At 34.4% G+C, this 24,652-nt stretch carries 24 protein-coding genes; 2 read left to right on the forward strand and 22 right to left on the reverse strand.

Annotated elements, in window-relative coordinates; all coding sequences use genetic code 11:
• Positions 1–349: 349 nt before the first annotated feature.
• Entirely contained in the window at positions 350–598 is a 249-nt protein-coding gene (locus MHH98_RS18425; RefSeq protein ID WP_412104673.1) for an IDEAL domain-containing protein, read from the reverse strand.
• 185 nt (positions 599–783) lie between these two features.
• Here MHH98_RS18425 and MHH98_RS18430 point away from each other — a divergent pair, with 185 nt between their 5' ends.
• Positions 784–1,275: a competence protein ComK gene (locus tag MHH98_RS18430; protein WP_051448560.1), complete on the forward strand. Its 492-nt coding sequence runs from the start codon at positions 784–786 to the stop codon at positions 1,273–1,275.
• Here the strand turns inward: MHH98_RS18430 and MHH98_RS18435 are convergent.
• The 10 genes from MHH98_RS18435 to MHH98_RS18480 all read right to left on the reverse strand — a co-directional run bounded on the left by MHH98_RS18435 (position 1,253) and on the right by MHH98_RS18480 (position 12,444).
• On the reverse strand, positions 1,253–1,630 hold the full coding sequence (locus MHH98_RS18435) for a hypothetical protein (RefSeq protein ID WP_038179688.1): 378 nt from the start codon (positions 1,628–1,630) through the stop codon (positions 1,253–1,255). The two genes, MHH98_RS18430 and MHH98_RS18435, sit on opposite strands and share 23 nt — an antisense overlap.
• 144 nt (positions 1,631–1,774) lie before the next feature.
• Positions 1,775–2,876, reverse strand: a protein-coding gene (prfB, locus tag MHH98_RS18440) for a peptide chain release factor 2 (RefSeq protein WP_143691067.1) whose coding sequence is annotated in 2 segments (ribosomal slippage) — positions 1,775–2,800 and positions 2,802–2,876 — 1,101 coding nt in all. Because the reading frame shifts where the segments join, the coding sequence is not laid out codon by codon here.
• 151 nt (positions 2,877–3,027) lie between these two features.
• Positions 3,028–5,538, reverse strand: coding sequence for a preprotein translocase subunit SecA (gene secA / locus MHH98_RS18445; RefSeq protein ID WP_076034102.1), 2,511 nt, complete (start codon positions 5,536–5,538; stop codon positions 3,028–3,030).
• 78 nt (positions 5,539–5,616) lie between these two features.
• Positions 5,617–8,007 carry a bifunctional diguanylate cyclase/phosphodiesterase gene (locus tag MHH98_RS18450; protein ID WP_340711598.1) on the reverse strand — a complete coding sequence of 797 codons (2,391 nt, stop codon included), beginning with the start codon at positions 8,005–8,007 and terminating at the stop codon, positions 5,617–5,619.
• Positions 8,008–8,195: 188 nt separating this feature from the next.
• A complete protein-coding gene (hpf, locus tag MHH98_RS18455; RefSeq protein ID WP_038179694.1) occupies positions 8,196–8,756 on the reverse strand; it encodes a ribosome hibernation-promoting factor, HPF/YfiA family in 561 nt (186 codons plus the stop codon).
• A gap of 127 nt (positions 8,757–8,883) precedes the next feature.
• Positions 8,884–9,276: a PilZ domain-containing protein gene (locus MHH98_RS18460; protein ID WP_340713357.1), complete on the reverse strand. Its 393-nt coding sequence runs from the start codon at positions 9,274–9,276 to the stop codon at positions 8,884–8,886.
• A gap of 114 nt (positions 9,277–9,390) precedes the next feature.
• Positions 9,391–9,750 carry a flagellar protein FliT gene (locus MHH98_RS18465; protein WP_340709294.1) on the reverse strand — a complete coding sequence of 120 codons (360 nt, stop codon included), beginning with the start codon at positions 9,748–9,750 and terminating at the stop codon, positions 9,391–9,393.
• Entirely contained in the window at positions 9,750–10,154 is a 405-nt protein-coding gene (gene fliS / locus MHH98_RS18470; RefSeq protein ID WP_038179700.1) for a flagellar export chaperone FliS, read from the reverse strand. Before fliS ends, MHH98_RS18465 begins: the two co-directional genes overlap by 1 nt.
• 36 nt (positions 10,155–10,190) lie before the next feature.
• Positions 10,191–12,053, reverse strand: coding sequence for a flagellar filament capping protein FliD (gene fliD, locus MHH98_RS18475; protein WP_340713359.1), 1,863 nt, complete (start codon positions 12,051–12,053; stop codon positions 10,191–10,193).
• A 28-nt stretch (positions 12,054–12,081) separates the two neighbouring features.
• A complete protein-coding gene (locus MHH98_RS18480; protein ID WP_340709297.1) occupies positions 12,082–12,444 on the reverse strand; it encodes a flagellar protein FlaG in 363 nt (120 codons plus the stop codon).
• A gap of 133 nt (positions 12,445–12,577) precedes the next feature.
• On the opposite strand from MHH98_RS18480, the gene MHH98_RS18485 reads away from it, so the two are divergent.
• Positions 12,578–13,396, forward strand: coding sequence for a flagellin (locus MHH98_RS18485; RefSeq protein WP_327192105.1), 819 nt, complete (start codon positions 12,578–12,580; stop codon positions 13,394–13,396).
• A gap of 262 nt (positions 13,397–13,658) precedes the next feature.
• Here the strand turns inward: MHH98_RS18485 and MHH98_RS18490 are convergent, their stop codons facing one another.
• From MHH98_RS18490 to hag, 11 genes are all read right to left on the reverse strand, one after another.
• Positions 13,659–14,336, reverse strand: a complete 678-nt coding sequence (locus MHH98_RS18490; RefSeq protein ID WP_038179708.1) for an acylneuraminate cytidylyltransferase family protein — start codon at positions 14,334–14,336, stop codon at positions 13,659–13,661.
• Positions 14,333–15,382, reverse strand: a complete 1,050-nt coding sequence (locus tag MHH98_RS18495) for a nucleotidyltransferase family protein (RefSeq protein WP_038179710.1) — start codon at positions 15,380–15,382, stop codon at positions 14,333–14,335. The genes MHH98_RS18490 and MHH98_RS18495 overlap by 4 nt, the downstream gene beginning before the upstream one ends.
• Complete coding sequence (locus tag MHH98_RS18500) at positions 15,383–16,009, reverse strand: acetyltransferase (RefSeq protein WP_340713362.1); 627 nt, start codon at positions 16,007–16,009, stop codon at positions 15,383–15,385.
• Positions 16,002–17,081, reverse strand: a complete 1,080-nt coding sequence (gene neuB / locus MHH98_RS18505) for an N-acetylneuraminate synthase (protein ID WP_340713363.1) — start codon at positions 17,079–17,081, stop codon at positions 16,002–16,004. The genes MHH98_RS18500 and neuB overlap by 8 nt, the downstream gene beginning before the upstream one ends.
• Positions 17,078–18,208 carry a UDP-N-acetylglucosamine 2-epimerase gene (gene neuC / locus MHH98_RS18510; RefSeq protein ID WP_179078281.1) on the reverse strand — a complete coding sequence of 377 codons (1,131 nt, stop codon included), beginning with the start codon at positions 18,206–18,208 and terminating at the stop codon, positions 17,078–17,080. The genes neuB and neuC overlap by 4 nt, the downstream gene beginning before the upstream one ends.
• Positions 18,209–19,363 carry a LegC family aminotransferase gene (locus MHH98_RS18515; protein WP_340713367.1) on the reverse strand — a complete coding sequence of 385 codons (1,155 nt, stop codon included), beginning with the start codon at positions 19,361–19,363 and terminating at the stop codon, positions 18,209–18,211. It abuts the gene before it with no gap.
• Entirely contained in the window at positions 19,360–20,361 is a 1,002-nt protein-coding gene (locus MHH98_RS18520) for an NAD-dependent 4,6-dehydratase LegB (protein ID WP_340709302.1), read from the reverse strand. The genes MHH98_RS18515 and MHH98_RS18520 overlap by 4 nt, the downstream gene beginning before the upstream one ends.
• A gap of 20 nt (positions 20,362–20,381) precedes the next feature.
• Positions 20,382–21,644, reverse strand: coding sequence for a motility associated factor glycosyltransferase family protein (locus tag MHH98_RS18525; protein WP_340713368.1), 1,263 nt, complete (start codon positions 21,642–21,644; stop codon positions 20,382–20,384).
• Positions 21,644–21,991, reverse strand: a complete 348-nt coding sequence (locus tag MHH98_RS18530) for a hypothetical protein (RefSeq protein ID WP_038179720.1) — start codon at positions 21,989–21,991, stop codon at positions 21,644–21,646. The genes MHH98_RS18525 and MHH98_RS18530 overlap by 1 nt, the downstream gene beginning before the upstream one ends.
• Before the next feature lies 1 nt (position 21,992).
• Complete coding sequence (locus MHH98_RS18535; RefSeq protein WP_340713370.1) at positions 21,993–23,711, reverse strand: motility associated factor glycosyltransferase family protein; 1,719 nt, start codon at positions 23,709–23,711, stop codon at positions 21,993–21,995.
• A 97-nt stretch (positions 23,712–23,808) separates the two neighbouring features.
• Positions 23,809–24,627 carry a flagellin Hag gene (gene hag, locus MHH98_RS18540; RefSeq protein WP_038179724.1) on the reverse strand — a complete coding sequence of 273 codons (819 nt, stop codon included), beginning with the start codon at positions 24,625–24,627 and terminating at the stop codon, positions 23,809–23,811.
• Positions 24,628–24,652: the final 25 nt, after the last annotated feature.

Genomic DNA, 24,652 nt, shown 5'->3' on the forward strand with positions numbered 1-24,652 from the left:
GTCCTCCTTGTTACTAATTACATATATTTTACCATAGCAAATTGGAAATATCGAGCAATAAGCGAACATATGTTTTTCGAAACTAGTTTCATTGTTTTGCCAATTATTGTACTACCGAGGCATTTATCATTATAGATTTACTCATTTCTTTTACTATCGATAATTCAATTTAAAAACAAGTTTATATGTGTCCACTCAATGCTGTTTACACTTACTTATTTCCAATGATATTAAATCAACAAAAAAATCGTTCCAATATAGGAACGATCTTCTTCTATGTTGAAATTCTCTATGTATAAGCTCGAAACTTATACTAGTATTTCTATTATCATTAATTATCTAACAATGCTTATCCGGCGCTTGTCTGCAATTTCTCTAATTCTTTTGCGTATTGATAAAAGGCGACTTCATTTCTTTCATCTAGGGCTGAGTCAATGCAAGCTAATAGATACTCTTCCGTTTGTGCACGATGTACATGGTTTAAAAACAAATCTAAATAGATCGTATCTAACAATTTTTCAGCATTATTCGTGTTGTCAGTTCGTCCAAGAGCTTTTAGAAAATCGGTATAGGAATAATATTTATCCAACGATCTCACCTCGAATGCCTTTTTTCTATTATAAGAAATTTCAGATAAATAAGCAATCTTAATTTATATTAAAGGTAATATATAGGATATTATAATTATATATTCCATTTTACCGTTGCACTTTATACCAATTATAGTTAAAATGATAGTGAAATTATACTAATTTCACTATCATTCGGAGGGAGGAACAAATATTGGATGAAAAACTGACGAAATTATCGAATTTCACATTGTCTTTTAGTACATTTGCCCTTATGCCAGTTTTCGAGGGTAATCACATTTACACAAGAGTAGTTGAAAAGGAGAGGGAATTTCTTGTAGATGCAAGGCCATCTAGAGTAATACATAAATCTTGCTCTGACTATGGTACTTCTTTTAAGCTTGCTACGAACAAGTCAAAAGAATATCTTGGCGCACGCCATAAACTCCCTATTGTCGTTGCTTATGATTATGGTACACCTTGTATTTTCATGCCAACTTTATCGCCTAATTCGCATTATAATGTTTGGTTTGCTATGCATGCAATTGAGTTTTTTGAAGATGCTGGTCCATCAAAAAGTCTTGTGTCTTTTAAAAACGGACAAGATGTTGAAGTAGACGTATCAGTCATCACAATGAGAACTCAACTAGCAATGGCATACTTTTTACAACAACGTTTCGAGATTAAACGTCCTTCTCTTTTTTAAATTGGACTTGTGTTAAATAAAATGTTAACAGTTCTTCTACTCGGTTACGTAATCGAATATTAGAATACCGACGATATTCTTCAGTATTATTGTATATAAAGATGTATTCAGAAAATAACTCATCACGATTTCCTCGCATAATTTTAAGCCGGTTTTTTTGCAAATATTGATGAGCTGCATGTAATTCACTTTGCACCTGTTTCATCGCTTCATGCACTAAATCGATATATGGCCGCTTCAATTTGAATGTTCCTTGTTCAAATGCTTTACAGTCTCTTTCGAAAATGGATAGTACCATTGGTAAGTAAATAACTGTTTCAAGCACCGCAAGAGCTTCATTTGGGATACGCGACATGCTTCCACCTCCAAAATAGGAACATTTGTTCTTACTTTGTATTTTACTACGTTTATAAGAAATTGCAAGTAGGAAACATACCCTTTTTACATGCAAAAAAGCCATTCAACGAATTACTCCGTCGAATGGCTTTTCATAGTTAAATTAAAGTTTAGATCGTAAGTAAGCATTGATAAATTGATCAATGTCACCATCCATAACATTTTGCACGTTTCCTGTTTCAGCACTTGTACGGTGGTCTTTTACCATTGAATATGGGTGGAATACGTATGAACGAATTTGACTACCCCAGCCAATTTCTTTTTGCTCTCCACGAATTTCATCTAATTCCGCTTGTTGTTCCTCAATTTTCAATTGATACAACTTCGCTTTTAACATACCCATTGCTTTTTCACGGTTTTTAATTTGCGAACGTTCAGCCTGACATTGAACAACTGTACCTGTTGGTGTGTGGGTAATACGAACAGCGGAGTCAGTTGTATTAATATGCTGACCACCTGCACCAGTCGCACGGTACGTATCAATTTTCAAATCTTCTGTACGGATATCAATTTCAATTTCATCGTTAAATTCTGGCATCACGTCACATGATACGAATGAAGTATGACGGCGACCTGATGAATCGAAAGGTGAAATACGTACAAGACGGTGAACACCTTTTTCAGCTTTTAAATAGCCATATGCATTATGTCCTTTAATAGCTAATGTAACTGACTTAATGCCGGCCTCATCGCCAGGTAAATAATCCATTGTTTCTACTTTAAAGCCACGTTTTTCAGCCCAGCGCGTATACATACGCAATAACATTGAACCCCAATCTTGCGACTCGGTACCACCAGCGCCCGGGTGAAGTTCCAAGATTGCGTTGTTTTTATCATAAGGTTCACTTAACAATAACTGTAGTTCGAATTCTTTTAAACGTGCTACGAATTCTTTTAACTCAACCGTTAAATCATCTTGTAATTCTTCATCAGGTTCTTCACGTAATAATTCTAGTGTCATTTCTAAGTTTTCTTGTGTATCTTCTAATTCTTTATATTCATTCACAACTTCTTTTAAGCCTTTTGACTCATTAATAATATTTTGTGCTTGTTGTTGATTGTTCCAGAATTCTGGTTCAAGCATTAATTCGTCAAATTCTTGTATTCGTGCCTCTTTGTTTTCTAAGTCAAAGAGACCCCCTGAAGTCCGCTAATTTCTTAGCTGAATTGTCTAACTCGTTACGCACGTCTGCTAATTCAAACATTTTTTGTATTCCTCCAAATTTGGTTTGATTATTTCACAATAATCTTTGCCTAAATGATTACCCCTTAGGACGGCATAAAACATGAGAGGATAAAATCCCCCCATGTTTTGTTAGTTGCCACCTATTCATTTAATCATATAATAAGGCTTTATTATACTGCACCGTGGCAGTTTTTATATTTTTTACCGCTTCCACATGGACATAAATCATTACGACCAATGTTGGCATCTTTGCTGCGGACTGGTTTTTTCTTCACTTTTTCGCCGTCTTCTTTTGGGTTAACAGCTTGGCCCTTCGCCACTTCTTCACGTTCTAAATTGCTGCGAATTTCAGCTTTCATCGCATATTTTGCAACATCTACGCGGATTGCTTCAACCATAGCATCGAACATTTCGAAACCTTCTTGTTGGTATTCGCGAAGTGGATCAGTTTGACCGTATGCACGTAAGTGGATACCTTGTCGTAATTGATCCATAGCATCGATGTGATCGATCCATTTAGAGTCAATTGCTCGAAGTAAAATTACTTTCTCAAACTCACGCATACGCTCTGGTGAAAGCTCTGCCTCTTTTTCATCATAGTGTGCTTTAATTTCTTTACGAATTTCATCTAGGATATCATCAACTGATTTACCATGTAAATCTTCAACAGTAATAACCCCTTCAGGTAATAAATTCGCAGAAATGAAGTCTTCGATTGCTTTTAAGTTCCAATCAGATTCCGAGTCTGAAGAAGTATATGCATTTACTGTGTTCACTAACACTTCATCAATCATCGTTTCAACTAAATCACGCATATTGTCCGTTTCAAGTACTTCGTAACGTTCTTTGTAGATAATTTCACGTTGTTGACGCATAACATCATCATATTGTAATAGACGCTTACGAGAGTCGAAGTTGTTACCTTCAACACGTTTTTGCGCTGATTCTACTGCACGAGATACCATACTAGATTGAATTGGTTGAGAATCATCCATGCCTAGTTTAGTCATCATATTCTTCATATTTTCAGAACCGAAACGACGCATTAATTCATCTTCAAGAGAAAGATAGAACTGAGTCACACCAGGGTCACCTTGACGACCAGCACGACCACGTAACTGATTATCGATACGACGAGATTCATGACGTTCAGTACCAATTACAGCTAAACCACCAATATCTAATACGCCATCAGCTAATTTAATATCTGTACCACGACCAGCCATGTTTGTTGCAATTGTAACTGAACCTTTTGAACCTGCTTCTGCAATAATTTCAGCTTCACGTTCATGGTTTTTCGCATTTAATACTTCATGTGGAATGCCACGTTTTGTTAACAAGTTCGATATCAATTCAGATGTTTCAATAGCAACAGTACCTACTAGAACTGGTTGCTGATTTTTATGGCGTTCAGCAATATCATCTGCAACAGCTTCAAACTTGCCTTTCATAGAAGCGTATATTAAATCAGGACGGTCATCACGAGCAATCGGTTTATTTGTTGGAATTGTCACAACTTGCATATTGTAAATGTTGCGGAATTCCTCTTCCTCTGTTTTCGCTGTACCTGTCATACCAGATAATTTTTCATACATACGGAAGTAGTTTTGGAACGTAATCGTTGCCATTGTCATGGATTCATTTTGAATCTCAAGACCTTCCTTCGCCTCGATCGCTTGGTGAAGACCATCGCTATAACGACGACCATCCATTAAACGACCAGTGAAAGAGTCAACGATAACAATTTCCCCATCTTGAACGACATAGTCAACATCAAGATGCATTGAAGCATGTGCTTTTAGCGATTGGTTAATAGCATGGTTTAAACCGACATGTGTTAAATCAAAAAGGTTGTCGATATTGAATGCACTTTCAGCTTTTTCAATACCTTTCTCGGTTAATGTAACACCTTTTGTTTGTTCTTCATACGTATAATCTTCTTCTATTTTTAAAGTACGTACAAATGCATTTGATTGTTTATACAGTTGAGCTGATTTTCCAGCTTGTCCAGAAATGATCAAAGGCGTACGCGCTTCATCAATTAAGATAGAGTCAATTTCATCAATTACAGCATAGTAAAGTGGACGTTGCACTCGCTCTTCTTTATAAAGAACCATGTTGTCACGTAAGTAATCGAATCCTAACTCATTGTTTGTACTGTAAGTAATATCACAATTATATGCTTCGCGCTTTTCATCTTTAGATAAACTATTTAAGTTCAGACCTACAGTTAAGCCAAGGAATTCATATAGTCTACCCATTTCAGCAGCATCACGACTTGCAAGGTATTCGTTGACCGTAATTACATGAACACCTTTACCAGTGATCGCATTTAAATACACAGGTAAAGTAGAAGTTAACGTTTTACCTTCACCCGTTTTCATCTCGGCGATATTACCTTCATGAAGGGTTGCGCCCCCCATAAGCTGTACGCGGAATGGGAACATACCTAAAACACGGCGAGCTCCTTCACGAACAACGGCAAATGCCTCAGGACGAAGCGAATCTAAATCTTCACCATTTGCATAGCGTTCTTTAAATTCTTCTGTTTTCGCCTTCAATTCTTCATCAGATAATTTCTCTATTTGTCCAGCAAACGCTTCAACAGCATCTGCAACTTTTGATAAGTGTTTAATTTCACGTTTATTAAAATCGAAAACTTTATTTAATATGCCAAGCATTTATCTTCACATCCCATATAGTCTCAAAGCTCATTTTAACACTGATTTGATACTTAGTGCAAATGAACCCTAGTTATTTTACAATTGAATTTCTCCATATTTTTCATCTACAAATGTGAAAAGTCCTTCTTGCGTTATAGGTCTACTATAAAAATACCCTTGTACCTTGTCTACTTGCAGCATATTTAACATCTGCATTTGCTTCTCTGTTTCGACACCTTCCGCAACAACTTTCAGTCCTAAACTATGTGCCATTTCAATAATATAATGCACCATTGTTGCCTTTTTAGGATCCTCATCCATTTCTTGAATAAACGATCGATCTAGCTTTACTCGATCAATTGGCAAACGACGCAAATAATTTAGTGAAGAGTAGCCTGTCCCAAAATCATCTAAAGCAAGAGCAATTCCTAATTTTTTTAACGCTGAAAGTTTTTCAATTGTTTCCTCTAAACGATCGATGACAACAGATTCTGTAATTTCTAGTTCAATTAAAGAAGGATCAATATTGTATTTTTCAATCGCCATTTTTACTTGCTCTACAAAATTCCGTTCCCTTAGTTGTACCGAACTAACATTTAAACCGATTCGATGTAATCTAGGATAATGTTGTTTTAACGTTTTTGCCATCTTAATACCTTCATCAATGACCCAAGCACCAATCGAACGTATATGGCCAGAACTCTCTGCTAAAGGGATAAATTCATCAGGTGACACCATTCCCCATTCTGGATGATTCCAGCGAATTAAGGCCTCTGCACTCGCCATATACCCTAAGGAAACATTTAATTGCGGTTGATAAAATAACTCAAATTCATTATTTTCAAGCGCTGTCCGTAATCCAGCCTCTAGACGCATTTTCTTTTCAAAACTTTCTTGCATCTCACCTTTGAAAAATTCAACCTGGTTCCGCCCTTGTTTCTTCGCTTCATAAAGAGCAGTATCAGCCTTCACTAATAATCCTGCCCTTGTTATACTATCTGTCGGATATATTGCAACTCCTATAGAAGCAGTTGCATATACATCATGACCGTTCAAATTGAATGGTTCATTGAATAGCAATAGTATTTCGTTTAGATTTTGTCGACTAACTTCGCAATTCGCTTTAAGTAATAAAATAAATTCATCTCCACCAAAGCGACCTAGATAACTACTGTTACTTAGCCTCGTTTGCACTCGTTGCCCAACTTGAATTAATAACTCATCACCATAAGCATGGCCATGTGTATCATTTACATCTTTGAAATTATCAACATCTATAAAAGCGACAGTCATTTCTTCATTTTGCAAGCGACAATGACGAATTCCGACATCTATTCGACGCTCGATGGAAGAGCGATTTGGTAGTTTAGTTAGCATATCAAAGCTTGCTTGAAAATTCAAAATTTCCATCTGCTTATGTATTTGTTTCCCCATATGTTCAGCTGCATCTGCTATTCTTCCTACTTCATCACGACGTTGAATTTTGAGTTTTTTTGTATAATCTCCCTTTTCAATTTGCTTTAATTGGTCAACTACGGAATTAAAATCTTTCATTGAATAAGTCATCACGGCCTTAATGACAAAAAGTAAAATAAGAATAGCGACCAACCAAAAAAAAATAATTCTCTTTTGGAAATCTTTTAAAGGTGCTAAAACTTTCTCTTCGGGAACATAAACCCCCATCTTCCAATCACTATTACTCACTTTACGTAATTCGACATAATAATCACCTTTATCAATAGAAACTGGTGAGCTTATGTTCAATGGAATATGCTCTTTTTTAAATAATGGCCACATTTGATTTTCATCGAATAATACATGTCCATCTGAAGAGAAGAGAACAATATTTTGACCCGTAATCCCACCTGATTTAGCGGTAGGTAAAAGATTATTTAAAGCCATATCAATGCCTATATAGCCTAACCTCTTATCATTTGTGGAAAATGGATAAATGACGCTGATTGTACTCGTTTTCGTATGTTCATCTTGATAGGGTTTTGTATAAAAAACTCCTTCTTTTTTTGTATCTAGTGTAAACCAAGGACGTTTTTTTATACCAATCATATCCTCTGCCAACAATCCTGAATTCCCTATCATAAATTCTCCATAAGCATCAGTAATCCATATATGATCAATATAACTACTCTTACTTTTAGCATCATCTAATAATTTCTGTACAGAATTATTTAAGTTATGAAATTGCACATTGTCATGTGTATGTGCTTTTTGTATGTACGTTTCTACTTCTTTTTTTTCACCAATACGCTCGGCAATCAATCTTTTCTGAAATAACTCATTTGAAAATTGCTTCTCGATACTTTGAATTTCAAGTGAAAGTTCTTTTTCCAATTGTTGTAATTGTATTTTCTTTGTATTCGAATATGTGTAAGTTGCAGTAAGTATAAAAAAAGAAAGTACGACGATTAACATAGGAACCAAAACTTTCCAAGTAAAACTTATTTCATTTAACCAAAACTTTTTAACCACTAACACACCTCACCTAATAATACATTAGAACTAATCTATACCTATTTTATTACATGGAAAAAATATTGCAATACAAATATTAAATTGGAATATTAAGTAATTTTTAATGAATACAGTTTTACGAAATTCGCTTTTTTTGCATAAAAAAACACCCCTCATTTAAAATGAGGGATGTAAATATTTACTGGTTAGTTAGTTTCAATTAAGCCGTATTTGCCATCGCTACGTTTATAGACTATGTTCGTACCATCTGTTTCTGCATCTGTAAAGATGAAGAAATCATGACCAAGTAGGTTCATTTGAAGAACAGCTTCCTCATGATCCATTGGTTTTAATGAGAATTGTTTAGTACGTACAATTGTTAATTCGTCCTCTTCTTCAGCTACAGCCGCTGCAGTCGGTGATTGTTGAACAGTAGCAAAGTAATAGCCTACACCTTCACGCTCACGGAATTTTCGGTTCACTTTTGTTTTGTGCTTACGAATTTGTCGCTCAAGTTTGTTTATAATTAAATCAATCCCTGCATACAAATCTGCATTGCGCTCTTCAGCACGTAATGTTAGGTTTTTCATAGGAATAGTTACTTCAACTTTAGTTTGCTTATCATTGTAAAGCTTCAAGTTAACGTTAGCTGTTGCTTCGAAATCTTCGTTGAAATAACGCTCCATTTTCTGAATCTTGTTTTCAACGTATTCTCGAATTGCTGGAGTCACCTCAATGTTTTCACCACGAATGTTAAATGTTAGCATGTAAACTCCTCCTTTATTTCAACCATGTCTTACTAATTCTACATTTCCCTAAAAACTCCTTCTTAAACCGTAAAAAAATTTTAAAAAATTTAGGAATTCTGAAGAATTTTGTCGAAATATTGAACACTCAATTATCAGAAGACGTTTTATTATTAATTACTTCAGTGCGTCGTCTCGCTTTGAGTTCTGAAATAATCATCTCTTCAACCGCTTCATCTTCTTCTAAATCAATGCCATATACATACGAGCCATTACCTGATTTTTTCCATTTCACTTCACCTATTGTACGTATAGGCTTCGAAAAAAGAACAAACATTAACTCCATTCGAATTAAATAATTCTCCGCAGGCAAATTTAAAGGTGTCGACAACCTCAAGCCACTCGGGCTAATATCTAAAATCAAACAGTCAACTTTACTCGATAATTTACCCTGTTCTTTGCCATCCATACACAAACGAAATTCCGCTTTCACAGGTTCTTGAAGAATATGGCGAAACGACTCCAAGCGATTATATTTCATCAGAACTCACCTTCTCTTTTTATGTAATTTCATTATAATCAAACTGTTTATATTGGTAAATTGATAGGTATAAGTGATTAGAAAACCCTCCTCAATGGGTGAGGAGGGTTGAAGTTAATTTTTCCGGTCATAATACATGCCATCCATCGTACGGACAGATGCATATGGATTTGTGTACTTTTGCTCCGATGCTTTAGTTGTTTGGAGTTGTTGCATATCAGCTTTAATTAAATTTTTCACTTTTAATAGACCTTCTTTAATACCTTTATCTAATTCAATAAGGTTCTTTAATAGAGGATGATTATTTAATGCATTAGGATCATTTGCCTGTATATCATCAATGATGGCTCCACGAGCATCCAATAGGGTATCTATCTTCTCGATAAAAGCATCACGGTCTTTATCAGCTGGAAAATTAGTTAAGTGTGAATAAAGCTGTTCGGAGGCAATTAGCAATTGTTGGACTTTCCCCATCAAATCTGATTCCCTGTAAATTGTTGTTGACGATTTAAGCGTATAACTTCTTTCCATGTATCACGGAATTCTACAACATAGCCCTCAACTTCATCAATGATTGCTACATCATTTTGAATATTCGCCTCAACTAAACGACGATTCATATATTCATATAAATTTAGCATTTGTTTAGAAATTTCAATATCCATGTTCAACGTTGACATTAATTCAGAGATAATTGCTTGCGCTTTTAATAGATTCGTATTCTTCGCTTCTACATCTTTCGACCCAATAGCAAGTTTACCTTTATGTAAAAACTTAATACATCCATTATAAAGCATTAACGTAAGCTCACCAGGGGATGCCGTCGTCACACTATTTTGTTTATAGGCTTGATGCGCTGATTGTGCTGCCAAAATCATACAACTCCTTCAAAATGTTTACTACTATTATACCAGTTATTGTCCGCCAAATTGCGCGAAAATTGACGATTGTGAGTTGGCTTTGTTAATTGCTGTCTCCATTGCAGTGAATTGCTTCCAATATCTTGCTTCAACGTCCTTTAAACGATCTGTTAAAGTAGTGATTCGCTTATTCGTATCGATTAAATTTTTACCGATAGCAAATTGGTTATCAGTCATTGTTGCACGGCCAGCTTTTTTCTCGATATTTTTTGTGAAGTCAGACATTGAGTCACGTAATCGTTGTACAATACCACGCGTGTCGCCTTCAGAATCTGTTTTACTACCATTTTGAGTTAACGTTTTAACTACACGATCTGGATCTTCTTCTAGAGCTTTACGTAACTTAGTTTCATCAATAACAAGTTTACCACCATCATTAAAATTACTTGATGTCGTAATCCCCATTTTAAACATAGTATCGATGACGTTATTTCCTAGTCCTAGACCTTTCACTTGGCTATACAGTGCATTACGCATATCACCTAAACCATTACGTAAAATTGAATCACCACGTAAAAGTCCGCTCATTGCTTTTTCATCCCAAAGCTTTTGCTCGCTTTCAGTCATATCTTTACGTTGTTCAGCAGTTAACGGGGTGTAGTCACGGTATTTTGTTTCTTTTAGATGATCATTTAAATCGGTGATTAATTCGTTATATTTAGTGACGAATTCTTTTACTTTGTCTACCATAGAATCTAAGTCTTTATCAGCTGATATGGAAACTGTTGAACCAGAAAAATTTTGGTTCAATGTAACTGTATATCCAGATTGTGTAAATGTATTTGAAGTACTTTCCATTTCCATTCCATTTACTGTATAAAATGCGTTAACGACAGGTTTATCGCTATTAATATTTCCTGTATTACCACTTAAAAAACCTAATTTATTAAAGACACCGGAATTATCTTCATCAACTCTGATAGACACACCCGCTTTATGACCTGTCGAATTTGCTGTTATCGACATTTTCCCATCATTAGATACTATAGCCGTTAATCCTGCTCCATTGAGACGTTTCATAAAAGATTCCAAAGTGTCTGTTTCTTTATAATTTATAGTAGCTGGGGCAAGTTCACCTGTTGAATTAATAACTGATAATTTTATAGTTCCGTCTGTTAGCCCCAATTCACCAAGAGTGGTTTTATTAGTAGTAGTATTATTATTATTTACACTAGAATAAAGCGTTTTAGATGTACCTAACTTTGATCCGGCTGATGTATCATCAAAGCCTAATTTACCTAGTTCTACTGAATTATCAGGATTACCTTGTACTTCAATAGATTCACCTGATTCTTTAGCAGTTATAGATAATTTACCGTTTGTTATAGATGCATTAAAACCTTTAGAATTTAAGTCATCTATAAAACTCTTTAGTGTAGTATTTTTATCAAAACTGATGGATTGAATATTATCTGCTTCCCCATCTTTTTTGATAGCTAAATTTAAAGTAGAATTTGAATTGATTCCTAATTCTCCAAAAGTTGTTTCATTTGTTGCTATACTTTTTTCTGTTGGAGGAGCAGTAATGACAACTTTGTTCGCTGCTGTTGCTAATGTAGCCTTATCAATATTTAATGTACCACTAGCACCAGAACCTGCTGTTACAGATACTGCTGTACTATTCGACACATTCACTTTATTTTTCACAAAATTACTAGATAACGAGAAATTATCAAATAAATAATCACTAAATGTTTTTAGTTTTGTATTTACTGAACGATATGCGTCACGTTGCCATTCATATGTTGTTTTCTTTTGATTTAATTTATTTAGGGGCATACGTTCTGCCGTCATTAACTTTTCTACTAATGCATCGATGTCCATTCCTGAAGCTAATCCACCTACACGGTTTACCATTTATATTACCTCCCAGTAATCTTGCTTTTTAGATTGTTTCATCTACTACCATGCCTAAATACTTTTGCATTGTGTAATAAGCATCTAACAGCTTTTTTGGTGGAATTTCACGTACCACTTCATCTGTTTCGGTGTCTACTACTTGCACAAAATAACGATTTAGTCCATCATGCAGGACAAACTTGGAGTTTTTGCTATGAAACTCCATAAATTCATTTAGAGCATTTACCGCTCTTTCTAACGTTTCTTTAGCTGGTTGTTCTTCATGTTGTGAATTTTGCTGTACTTTAATCATTTTATCCATGTCATTTACTTCAACAATGGATGACTTGACTTGTGTTCCAGCAGTAGTTGTAACACTCTCAATAGGTGCTTGTGACGATATTCGCATTTAACTCAATCCTCCTACGTTCACAATATTTATTACTGTTATTATCGGAGTCAACTAAGAATCTTTCAGCAAATCTAAAAAATTCGTAAGATTTTGCCGATATTACATTTGGTAACAAATATTTCACATGGAGGTGAATAGATTGAGAATACAAAATAAGGCATGGACGACCTTTGCAAATAACCGTGTTCAAAAGAATCAATCTGCAATCACGAAAACACTTGAGAAGTTATCAGGTGGAGATAAAATTGTTCGAGCCTCATTAAATGCTTCTGGTCTCAGTATCTCAGAAACGATGCGCTCACAGATTAAGGGCCTTTCACGAGCTCAACAAAATATGCAAGATGGACTATCTGTTTTAGAAGTTACAGATTCTGGATTACAGAGTGTAAATGTGGCATTGCATCGTGGACGGGAGTTAGCAGTACAAGCTGCAAATGACACCCTAACAGATGATGATCGTAATGCGGCTCAAAAAGAATTAGACCAATTAATGGAATCTATCAATGATACAGCAGATAATTTAGAATTCAACACAAAACGAATTCTAGGTGAAATCCGTCCATTATTTATCCAAGTCGGTTCAAATGCTGACCAAAAGTTGGCTATTGATACTGTTGATGTAAGTACTAAAGCGTTAGGTCTCGAAAATGCTAACTTACAGACTCGAGAAAATGCAGATGATTTAATTAGTAAAATCGATAAAGCCATTGAACATATTTCAAAAGACTTGGCTAATGTAGGTTCTGATTATAATGCATTGACATCCCATCATGAAAATATAGGGCGTGCTGAAGAAAGTTTACAAAAATCCGAATCATTAATCCGGGATCCAGATATGGCTCTTGAAATGATGGATTTAGTTAAACAAAACATCGTTCAAAAAGGCGATGAATTACTTATTCAAAATACAAATCGTAATGTACAATCAATCCTCGGGCTATTTAAATAAATGGTGAAAAAAAGAGCTACCAAAAAAGTCGTTTCCATCGACTTTTTAAGTAGCTCTTTTCAATGAAGTTGAAGTCACAAGTAGTGTGATTTGATAATTATCAACTAAAAAACAAGTGGCTGACACAACATATTGCTTGAAAATACAATTACAGAAATAAACAGGAAAAATCCATTTAAAACAATCACTTAGCTATTTACTCTTAACCAATTATGTATATCAATAAATTCCCCTATTATTTAATATTATCCATAAAGAAATTCTACATTTTTTTTAGATTTTCACAAATTATAAAGTCCATCATATTATCAATATCATATGAATGTTCCTTACTCATCAAATAGCCTACTGTATCATCAGCTAAAAAAGATTTTGACTCTTGAATTACTTTTGTTTTACCTATATAAATAGCACCATTTAATGAGTATGTTAAAGGTAAATCTTGACGCCTTACAGCGATTGGTTCATCCGCAAATAAAGGTTGTAAAACTTTTTCTTCGCTCATTTTATACATCCAATAAGGAGATTCAGATGTTTCTACTACACTAACACAATAGTTACTATCGTTTTTAAGCAATTTTTCAATGGCATTATCAATATCTTCTACAGTTCTCATCGGAGAAGTTGGTTGTAGCAAGATAATATAATCATAGCCTGGGCATTGAGCAATGGCATGTAATACAGGCTCCATACCCGATGTCGTATCATTTGCTAATTCAGATGGCCTTACAAAGGGAACTTCACAGCCATATTCTTCTGCTACTTGAATAATCTCTTGATCTTCTGAAGACAAAATGAGTCTCGTTATATACTTCGATTTTTTTGCTTCTTCAATTGTCCATGCAATGAGTGGTTTCCCTGCTAATTCTTTGATATTTTTACGAGGGATACCTTTAGATCCCCCTCTCGCAGGAATCACCGCTAAAAAGGTTGGCTTCATTTTACTTCCTCCTTATAATCAGAGTTAGCTTGCTCAAAATCTGCCATTCGTCCAATATCTAACCAATATTCTCTCACAGGAAATGCTGATACATTATTTTGTTCATCCATTAATTTTTTAAACAAATCTGGCATATCATAAAATTCATCTTGTGGAATATAATCAAACACTTCTGGACTTAATACATAAATTCCTGCATTCACAAAGCTTCTATGCATTGGCTTCTCTTTAATTGAAACTAACTGCTGCCCTTCCGTTTCAATAACACCATAAGGTATTTGATATTCATATTCACGTACGCACATCGTCGCAGCCGCTTCTGTTTCTTCGTGGAATTGCAAAAGCTGTTCAAAATTTACTTGAGTTAACAAATCACCATTCATAACAAAAATAGGGCTTGAAGGTTTTTCCTTCAATAAAGATAAAGCCCCTGCCGTTCCCATTCTTTTATCTTCTTCTATGTAAGAAATGGACACCCCAAAAGCTGAACCATCCTGAAAATAATCTTGAATGACTTCTTTTTTATAATTTACAGATAGTATAAAATTAGTGAAGCCATATTGCTTAAAACCTTCTATAATCGTTTCTAAAATTGGCTTATTTCCTACATTTAGCATTGGCTTCGGAATATTCTCTGTTAATGGACGTAAACGTGTACCAAGGCCACCTGCCATTAAAATAACCGTATTTCCATTATCTTTGGTAGCTGGGTCCTCATCGGCAAAAATGATATCAATAATTCTATTATCCATATCTATAATTGGTAACTGCTTTAATTTATGTTTTTTTAGTAGGTTTAAACAATCACTATATGTATTATTAATGCATGCACTTACAGGAGAAGAATTCATTACCTGTTTAATTGGAACATCTAATCCTTCTCCTCTTAAAATCCCCCTACGAATGTCTCCATCAGTTACAGTACCTAGTAAATTCAATGTTTCATCTACCACTGCTGCAAATTGCATAGAAGAGTCATCGATGATTTTCATTGTTTCTAAAAGTGTTGTATTTTCATTAACTAAGATACTTCGCCAATTTTTCAACTATTCCACTTCCTTTGCAGGTACCCCAAAAGCTTTTTTGTTTGTACCTATATTTGAAATAACTACAGCACCTGCACCAATAAGAGTATTCTTACCAATTTCAACAGCTTGAATAATAGAACTACCTGTACCAATATGAGACCCATCACCTATAATGACATTGCCTGATAGAGTCGTACCTGGTGCGATATGAACATGGGATCCTACTACACAATCATGTTCAATAATTGCTCCAGTATTAATAATCGTATTCTTACCAATTTGAGCATGTGGCTGTATAATCGCTCCAGCCATCAATTGTGTGCCCTCAGCTAATATAGCTGTTTTTGAAATAATAGCCTTATCGTGGATGCATGTTGCAAATGTATATCCTATTTTATTCATTTTTTCAAAAAGAACTTCACGGAAATTTGAAATACGCACAGTTCCTATTCCTAAGACAAGTTCTACTTCCTCGGGATTATAGTTTGTAATTACTACATCATTCCCAAGATACTTTAAGCCATAACTATTTACTTCTTCTTTCGGTGCAGTAAAACCGAGTATATTTCTTTGCTGTAATAATAAGATTTCTGTTAAAACAGAAGCATGTCCACCATTTCCTATTATTATTATCGACTTATTCATCGATTTGTTCATCCTCTTTATAAAATTTAGTAGACTTTTTCCCTAAAATAGACCAATACTTTGATGGAGATATGCCATTTCCAGGTCTTTTAACAGCGATATTAGATATTTTTAATATTTCTCCTTGTCTGATATCAGTACTTGCCACAAGACTTTTTCTAGCAGCTACTCTGTTTTTCATCTCCATTGCTGTTGGTTCTTTTAAGCCTGTTCCTAAAGCACTCTCAATCTGACGGATACCTTCAATCATAGCGCTTAATTCCAATGGCTCTAATGAAGCTACATGATCTGGTCCTGGTAAATTTCGGTCCATTGTAAAGTGCTTCTCTATGATAGTTGCCCCCATGCTAGTTGCAGCAATTGGAACTAAGACCCCTTGAGAGTGATCGGAAAATCCAATTGGCAAATTTAGCTCTACTGCTAACTGATTCATAGCTTTTAGATTGATTGTTTCAAATGGTGCTGGATATTCTGTTGTACAATGTAGAACTGTTACAAATTTTTGTAAAATCTCTTTAGCCTCATTTGTTTTATAATAAGAATGAACGTTCTCAATAGAAACTTCCTCATATGGCTTTGCTAAGCCATATGCGACAAAGGATAAGGCTTCATGTATTTCTGCAATTGTAGCCATACCCGTTGAAATAATCATTTTCTTTTTCTTTGTTGCAATATAATGAATAAAAGGTGAATTAGTCAGCTCACCAGATGGTATTTTAATAGTCTGCATTTGTAAATCGTCAACTAAAAAATCCACGCTATCATGGTCAAATGGCGTAGATAAAAATTCGATTTCTATTTCATCACAATAGTTTTTCAGCGCTGTGAATTCTTCATATGATAATTCCAGTGATTTTAACATTTCATATTGAGACGTAGCCTCACCAAGATTTTCAACTTGATAATCTGCTTGCATAGCCTCTTTTGTCACTAAGTTCTCTGCATGAAATGTTTGAAACTTTACTGCATCAGCTCCGGCTTTCTTCGCCGTATAGACTAGCTTTTTTGCCAGGGAAAAGGAGCCATTATGATTAACTCCTGCTTCGGCAATGATATACGTTGATTGGCTCATAAATCATAAAACTCCTTTTGTATAGCAAATGTTGCAATTTGCTTTAATTTACTCATAATCTTTTCTACAACATGTCCATCACCAAAAATTTGATCATAAGGACCATCATAATCTAAAGCATTCTCTATAGTTTTTTTAATTGAGAGTATTTCTAACCTACAATCAAAAACTGAACTCGGCTTTTCACGTCCTGCTTGTCGTTCCCCGCAATTAACAGTTGGTGTTCTTAAATAAGGTACCTCAATTAATCCACTTGAAGAATTGCCTATAACTACAGCTGCATGCTTCACTGCGCTTAAATATCTCAATTGCCCTAAAGAATTAAATAAATAGGCATTGTTATGTTTTGATGTATAATCTTCAAGCACTTCGTTAATTTGTCTTCCACCATTATCCGCATTTGCCTTCGTAAATAACAAATTCATATGTGGATAATTCTCTAAAGCTTCTAATAAAGCATGAACACCATCTGTTTGAAGATTTGTCTCAGGATGATAGGTGACTAAGAATATTGGCTTATCAATGTCTAGATTTAGATTTCTGTATAACTCTTCCTTCGACATTAAAGACATAGTTAAAATATTTTGAATACCAATAGCACCAACATTCCAAACACGTTCAGGATTTTCTCCTAATTGAATGACCCTTTTACGATGTGATTCCGTACTAGTAAAATGCCATGTTGCCATTTTCGTTATAGCATGACGAATTGCATCATCATATGCACCAAAAGTACATTCTCCACCATGAATATGCCCAATTGGTATTTGCATAACAAGTGCAGACTGTGCTGCCGCTAACATTTCAAAGCGGTCCCCTAAAATCAAAAGTAAATCTGGCTTTAATCTCTCGAATGCATCAGAAAAGCTAATTGTTGCTAATCCCATTGATTTTGCAACTCCTGTTGCTGTATCAGATGACAACAACATCTCTACCTTTTCATTTATAACAAAGCCATCAGATTCAATTTGCTTGTATGTTAAACCGAATTCGGAGGATAAGTGCATACCAGTCACTACAAGCTGTAGCTCGAACTCAGTAGATTGTTGTATAGAGTGCATTAAATTAGAGAGCAATCCATATTCAGCACGCGTCCCCGTAATAACACATATTTTTCGTTTCAACATTTATCCCTCTTTTATCGGTGTGCTTGGAATATTTATAATTTTCTTATTCAATCGTTCAACTGTTGATAAATCAGCTCTAGGACATTCTATAAATGGTTTTAAATAGTGCATTGGTGTCCAAATAGGTCTGCTCATTACACCATTATCATTTAAGAAAGCTAACACTTCATCTCGCTCTAAAGTATCATCTAAAATCAATGTTTGAAGCCAATAGTTACTTGATGTATTTTCTCTCTCTTTGAAGAGTTTTACACCCTCTAACGGATCAACTAGTTTTTCATAAAAAGCTGTTAATTCACGTTTTTGTTCGATAAAATGTGACACCTGTTCTAGTTGTGCACATCCTAACGCAGCATTAATATTTGGCAAGCGATAATTATAGCCAATTTCATCATGATCATATTCCCAGATATGCGAAACTTTTGCAGTTGTCGTAATATGTTTTGCATAGTTTGCAAGGTCTTCATCATCGGTCAAAATGGCACCACCACCGCCTGTTGTGATGATTTTATTACCATTAAAGCTAATCGCACTTACTTTGCCAAAGCCACCTGTATGTTTACCTTTATAGTAAGATCCTAATGATTCTGCTGCATCTTCTACTAATACTAAATGATACTTTTCGCAAACCAATTGTAACTTTTCTAAATCAACAGGATGTCCAAATGTGTGCATCGGTACGACTGCACGAATAATTCGACCTGTTTCTTTATTGATTAATTGATTATTTTTTAATTCACCAATATCTAAGATATGTGCTTCTAACTTTTGAGGATCAAGACCAAGTGTATTTTCTGACACATCTACAAAATGCGGTACAGCTCCAAGATACGAAATAGCGTTAGCTGTAGCAACAAATGTTAAAGCTGGCATAAATACTTCTTCATTTGGATGAACACCCGCAACCTTTAGCGCAATATGTAATGCAGCTGTACCATTCATGACGGCAACTGCACGTCCTACACCTGTAAAGCGTGCTAATTCCTCTTCAAATCGAGTCACATATGAACCAACGGACGATACCCAACCAGTTTGAACACAGTCTGTAACATACTCTAACTCTTTGCCATTGAATGTGGGTTCATGCAGTGGCACAAAATCCTTCTTATAATGCTCTTTAATCTGTTTTGTGAACTCTAACCATAGAGTGTTCATATATTATATACATCTGCCTTATATTGAGATAAATTCTTCGGATTTGTGAACCATTCAATTGTTTCTTCTAAACCACGTCGGAAACCATCTTTACCACCATATTGAGGTTGCCATCCGATTAGTTCTTTAGCCTTTTTATTTTCAGCCCATAAACGATTGACTTCACTTTTCTCTGGTCTTAAGCGTTGTTCATCTGTTTCGATAGTTAAATTCACACCCATAATATCTGCAATCATTTCAGCTGTTTCACCTATAGAAACTTCATAATTAGATCCAACATTGATGACTTCGCCTAATGATTTTTCAGAATTCATAACTGAAATAAACCCACTAACAGTATCCTGCACATAATTGAAATCACGTGTTGGACTAATCGCACCTAACTTAATTGTTGTTTGTCCATTTGCTAGTTGGCTAATGATTGTCGGTATTACTGCACGTGCTGATTGACGAGGACCATATGTATTAAACGGACGGATCACTGAAACTGGTGTATCAAATGAACGATAGAATGATAACGCCATTTGGTCTGCACCAATTTTAGAAGCAGAGTATGGAGACTGACCTTGTAATGGGTGGTTCTCGTCTATTGGTACATATTGAGCTGTGCCGTACACTTCACTTGTAGAAGTATGTACAACCTTATCCACACCTAGCTCACGAGCAGCTTGTACAATATTAAGCGTCCCATTTACATTTGTATCAATATATGTAGCTGGTGAATGGTAAGAGTAAGGAATGGCAATAAGTGAGGCTAAATGTAGTACATGCGTACAACCCTTCATCGCTTCTTTTACTCCAAATGGATCTCTAATATCTCCAGAGAAAATATCCAATGATTCTTTTATTTTCTTAGTAGATTGATCCAACCATCCCCATGAATTAAATGAATTATAATAAACAAATGCTCTTACATCGTGTCCTTGTCTTACAAGTTCTTCTGTTAAGTGGGAGCCGATGAAACCATCTGCGCCGGTTACTAGGATTTTTTTAGTCATCTCAATTACACCTTTTCAAATTATTTACTTAATACTTTATCATCTAAAATCTTTTTATAATCAACAATTGGAGTAGCTTCCAATTGTTTTTCCATTTCATCAGCACTTATATAAGGAATACCTTCTATTTTTGCGCCATCCCATGCCGTATTGAATATCCGAATAGATTTGTTTGTCGCCTTTTGTTCGAACCAACGGCGGAAAATGTTAAAATTACTGTATGTATTAATATATTTCCCGCTATTTGAAAGAACTTTTTGAAATTTCATACTTGTTTCAAATGTATTAGAAGATGTAGATAGATTCGCATGAGTCTTATTATTCTTAAAACCTAAATCTTGACCGAATAAATATACTTTTTTAAAACCCATGAATTCTAATAATGATAATCCTGTAGTTGCAACTGACCCACCTGTTTCTATTAAAGGAATGGAATTGGATTTTGCAAACTCCTCTGACAAAGGGTACCCACCTTGGAATAATATAGTTTTTGTTCCTCTATGGATTGTTGTCATTCCATGATTTGCCGTAGCCATATAAAACAATAAACCATTATACTCAACATGCTTAATTTGCTCTTGTACTAAGTCTGTTGGGTCTGTAATGATGACTGCATCTGGAACAATATCTTCTTCCAGTAGTGTCTTAAGCGCCGATCCAACAGCTAAAACATAGCACAATCTCCTAATTTTCTTCAATGACTTAATAGTTTGATTAAGAGATGGCCCTGCTGATACTAATACAGCTTCTTCACTTTGAGCAAAACCTTCAAATTCTGACAATGAAAGATGTGAGTTTGTTAGATTAGCTAAGAAATTTTCATGCATAATGGCACTAACATTTTGATAAGACATTTGTCTTACCTTAATATCCTCTAAAGATGCAAACAAGGGGTGATCTGAGCCTATTGCCTTTAACCATTGTAATGGAATAACTAGTTGCGTTTCTTCCAACCTAATATTTGTTAAATGAACTTTATCACTAATAATATGAATACGTTTATCATTTAATATATGAGTGGCACCATGCTCTTTACATAACTCAATTTCGTTCTTATCTGCAATAAGTATGTAAATAGTAGATGTTGGACTATACTTTATAAGAGCTTCTGCATGATAGCCCAGACCTAGCCCGAATAAAACATATTGCTTTGACTGTGCTGTAGTTTCCTTCACAATGAATTTCTCTACGTCTTTTCTAGGACAATATTTACTATAGAGATAAATACCATTCAATTTAAGAGTATACGAGCCATCCCTTGCCTGTTCTACATGCCATTTCATTAATTTTGTTGTCCCTCTATCAGTACTAATTCTTCAAAAAAAGGCGCGATTTCATATTCAAACATATCTGCTACTAATATATAATCTTGTATTTCTAATCCATGATTAACCTCTTTTAAGAAACCATGGATTTTTTCTGTTTTTAAATTCACTGAAATGTCATTATTTTTTAATGATTCACTAATTTCAGCTAACCAATTTGCCCCTTCTGTAAAATAAATGATTAGTTCAAGTGCTTTACTTATCTTATTTTCCCGGAAATTGTCAGCTATCGTTTGACATCCAGTCGGTAAGTTTTTTAAATATTCATAGTATGATTCAACAGCTTCTTGTACTATTTCTGTCAATTTATACTCCTCCTAGTTTTTCCTTTTTTACTTTCTCTAGTAAATCTTTTGTATAGATTTTAGAAAGTTTTATTGCATTTAGTAATCCTTTATATAAACTACTATTTTGATTGTATACTCGCATATAATTTTCTTGTTCAGTTTCGCCTTTTATGGATGGATAATTATTAATTATATCAATAATAATCGGGTCTAAGATACTATTCATAGAAACTGTTTTAAATAATTTTTTTATTTTTTTATCAACCTGTTCTAATCCTTTAAGAACATTACTTGTGAATTTTTCTTTCACTAGACTTCCTTCCAAATATACTAATCCCTTATTTAAAAGTTTTTCAATTTCATTATATATTTGAATCTCTGATTGTATTCTGAAGCACAAATTTTCCCAATCATTTATTGTTTTAGTATTTGCTTTTTGAACTAGATTAAGATTCTTTTCTTCAGATAAATCTATGAATTCGCCAAAATCGCTAAAAGAGATTTGAGTAAATCCTTTAATCTTTACTCCCCCTTCAGTACAGTTAAAGAATCTTCCTTTTTTATTAATCGATTCAACGATATTTTCGAAATCTTTTTTCATAGAGGTAAAAGGTAAATCCGTCAATACTTTATCACCATTATAGCCCTCTGTATAAAATGTACCTCTAATTTTTTTATCATCATCGTCTATATTTGCAAAATACTTGTTATATTTTGCATGAGTCTGATTATTTGTATAAGCCAAATCTTGTCCAATTAATGCAATAGGACCACTAGAAATATACTGAGCTATTACAAATGCATAATTCGCTACTGATGCCCCACCAAGTAATGTAGGTAGTTGTTTTTGAGTCATTTGCTCTATATGCTCGTAAACACCCGGTTCAAATACTGGGATGAAGCTAAAAGATGATTTTTTAAATTGGTTTCTAATATCATAATGATTTTTCACACTATATATTAAATGAGAGTTCTCAAAGATATTATTTTCAAAGTGTTTAAAATTAGCTAACGATCCATCAACTGAAACAATGAAATCAGCTTCAATATTATAATGAAGTAATGTGTTTACAGTTGATCCAGCAGCAATTATAATAACATGATTTTGCATTTTTTTAAGTAACGGAATTTGTTTAATAAGAGAGGGGCCACCAGATGCTATTACCACTGGCATATTATAATAATTCTCTAAAACAGAAAGACTTTCGTCCTCAAAAATATGATATATGTTTCGAATATAATTCTCCTGCCACATTTCAGCAAAATAGTTAATCGTATTTAAATAAATTTTCTTTACACTTAGTATTTCTTTTACTATTTTTAAGACCATTTTATATTCTTTTGATAAGAATTTATCATAATTTGGAGAACAAATTACTTTCACTTTAAGATTTAAATCTTTCAATAAATTGCCTAATGCCATTTCAATATTTTTTTCATTGACATCGCTAATAATTTCAAAATCTTCTTGCGTTATTACACTCTCTATTTCTTTATAAATCGGATCTATAATAAGCAAATGCTCGTTTTCTTTACATTTATCTTTAAAAGCTTTTGCAAAATAACCATAACCATACCCAAATAATATGTGTACTTTATTTTCAGCAAAATGATTATTAACAAATTGTTCTGCTTCTTTTTTAGGATCATACTTACTATGTAAATAATAGTCATTTACTTTTAATGTCGGTAACGATGATTTTGAAGTAACTACTTCTATGTTGAAATCTTGACTCATATTTTTTTCACCTCTAATTTTTATATCGGCTTATTATTAAAATTATAAAGAAAATCCCACTCTATAAATAGAGTGGGATTATTAAACACTATAAAGATTATTGTAAAAGTTGTAATACGCCTTGAGGCTGTTGGTTAGCTTGAGCTAGCATAGATTGTGCAGCTTGAGTTAAGATGTTGTTCTTAGTGAAAGCCATCATTTCTTTCGCCATATCTGTGTCACGGATACGAGACTCAGCAGCTGATAAATTTTCTGATGAAGCACCTAAGTTGTTAATAGTATGCTCTAAACGGTTTTGAACAGCACCTAATTTAGAACGTTGAGTCGAAACTGTTTCGATTGCTTTGTTAATAGCAGTAATTGAAGCACTTGCTGCAGAAGTACTTGATACTTTTACAGCGCCAGCAGTAACTTTTAATGCTGATGCGCCCATTGTAGCGATAGACAATTTAATAGATTGTCCTGAATTCGCACCGATGTGGAAAGTTTTACCACTGAATTTACCATTAAGTAGATTTTGAGTATTGAACTCAGTATTATTAGCAATACGATCGATTTCTGAAGTTAAAGCTGTTAATTCATCTTGGATTGATTTACGGTCAGCAGTAACGTTTGTATCGTTAGCAGCTTGAACAGATAATTCACGCATACGTTGTAAAATAGAGTGTGTTTCGTTAAGTGCACCCTCTGCAGTTTGAATTAAAGAGATAGAATCTTGAGCGTTTTTAGATGCCATATCTAAACCGCGGATTTGTCCACGCATTTTTTCAGAGATAGCAAGACCAGCTGCGTCATCTCCAGCACGGTTAATTTGGTAACCTGAAGATAATTTTTCTAAGTTCTTAGAAGACTGCGTGTTGTTAAATGATAAATTACGGTGTGTATTTAATGCTGCGATGTTGTGTTGAATTCTCATTGTGAGATTCCTCCTTGAAATTGTT

Origin of the sequence: Viridibacillus sp. FSL H8-0110, assembly GCF_038003565.1 — a bacterium.
GTDB classification, from domain to species: domain Bacteria; phylum Bacillota; class Bacilli; order Bacillales_A; family Planococcaceae; genus Viridibacillus; species Viridibacillus arenosi.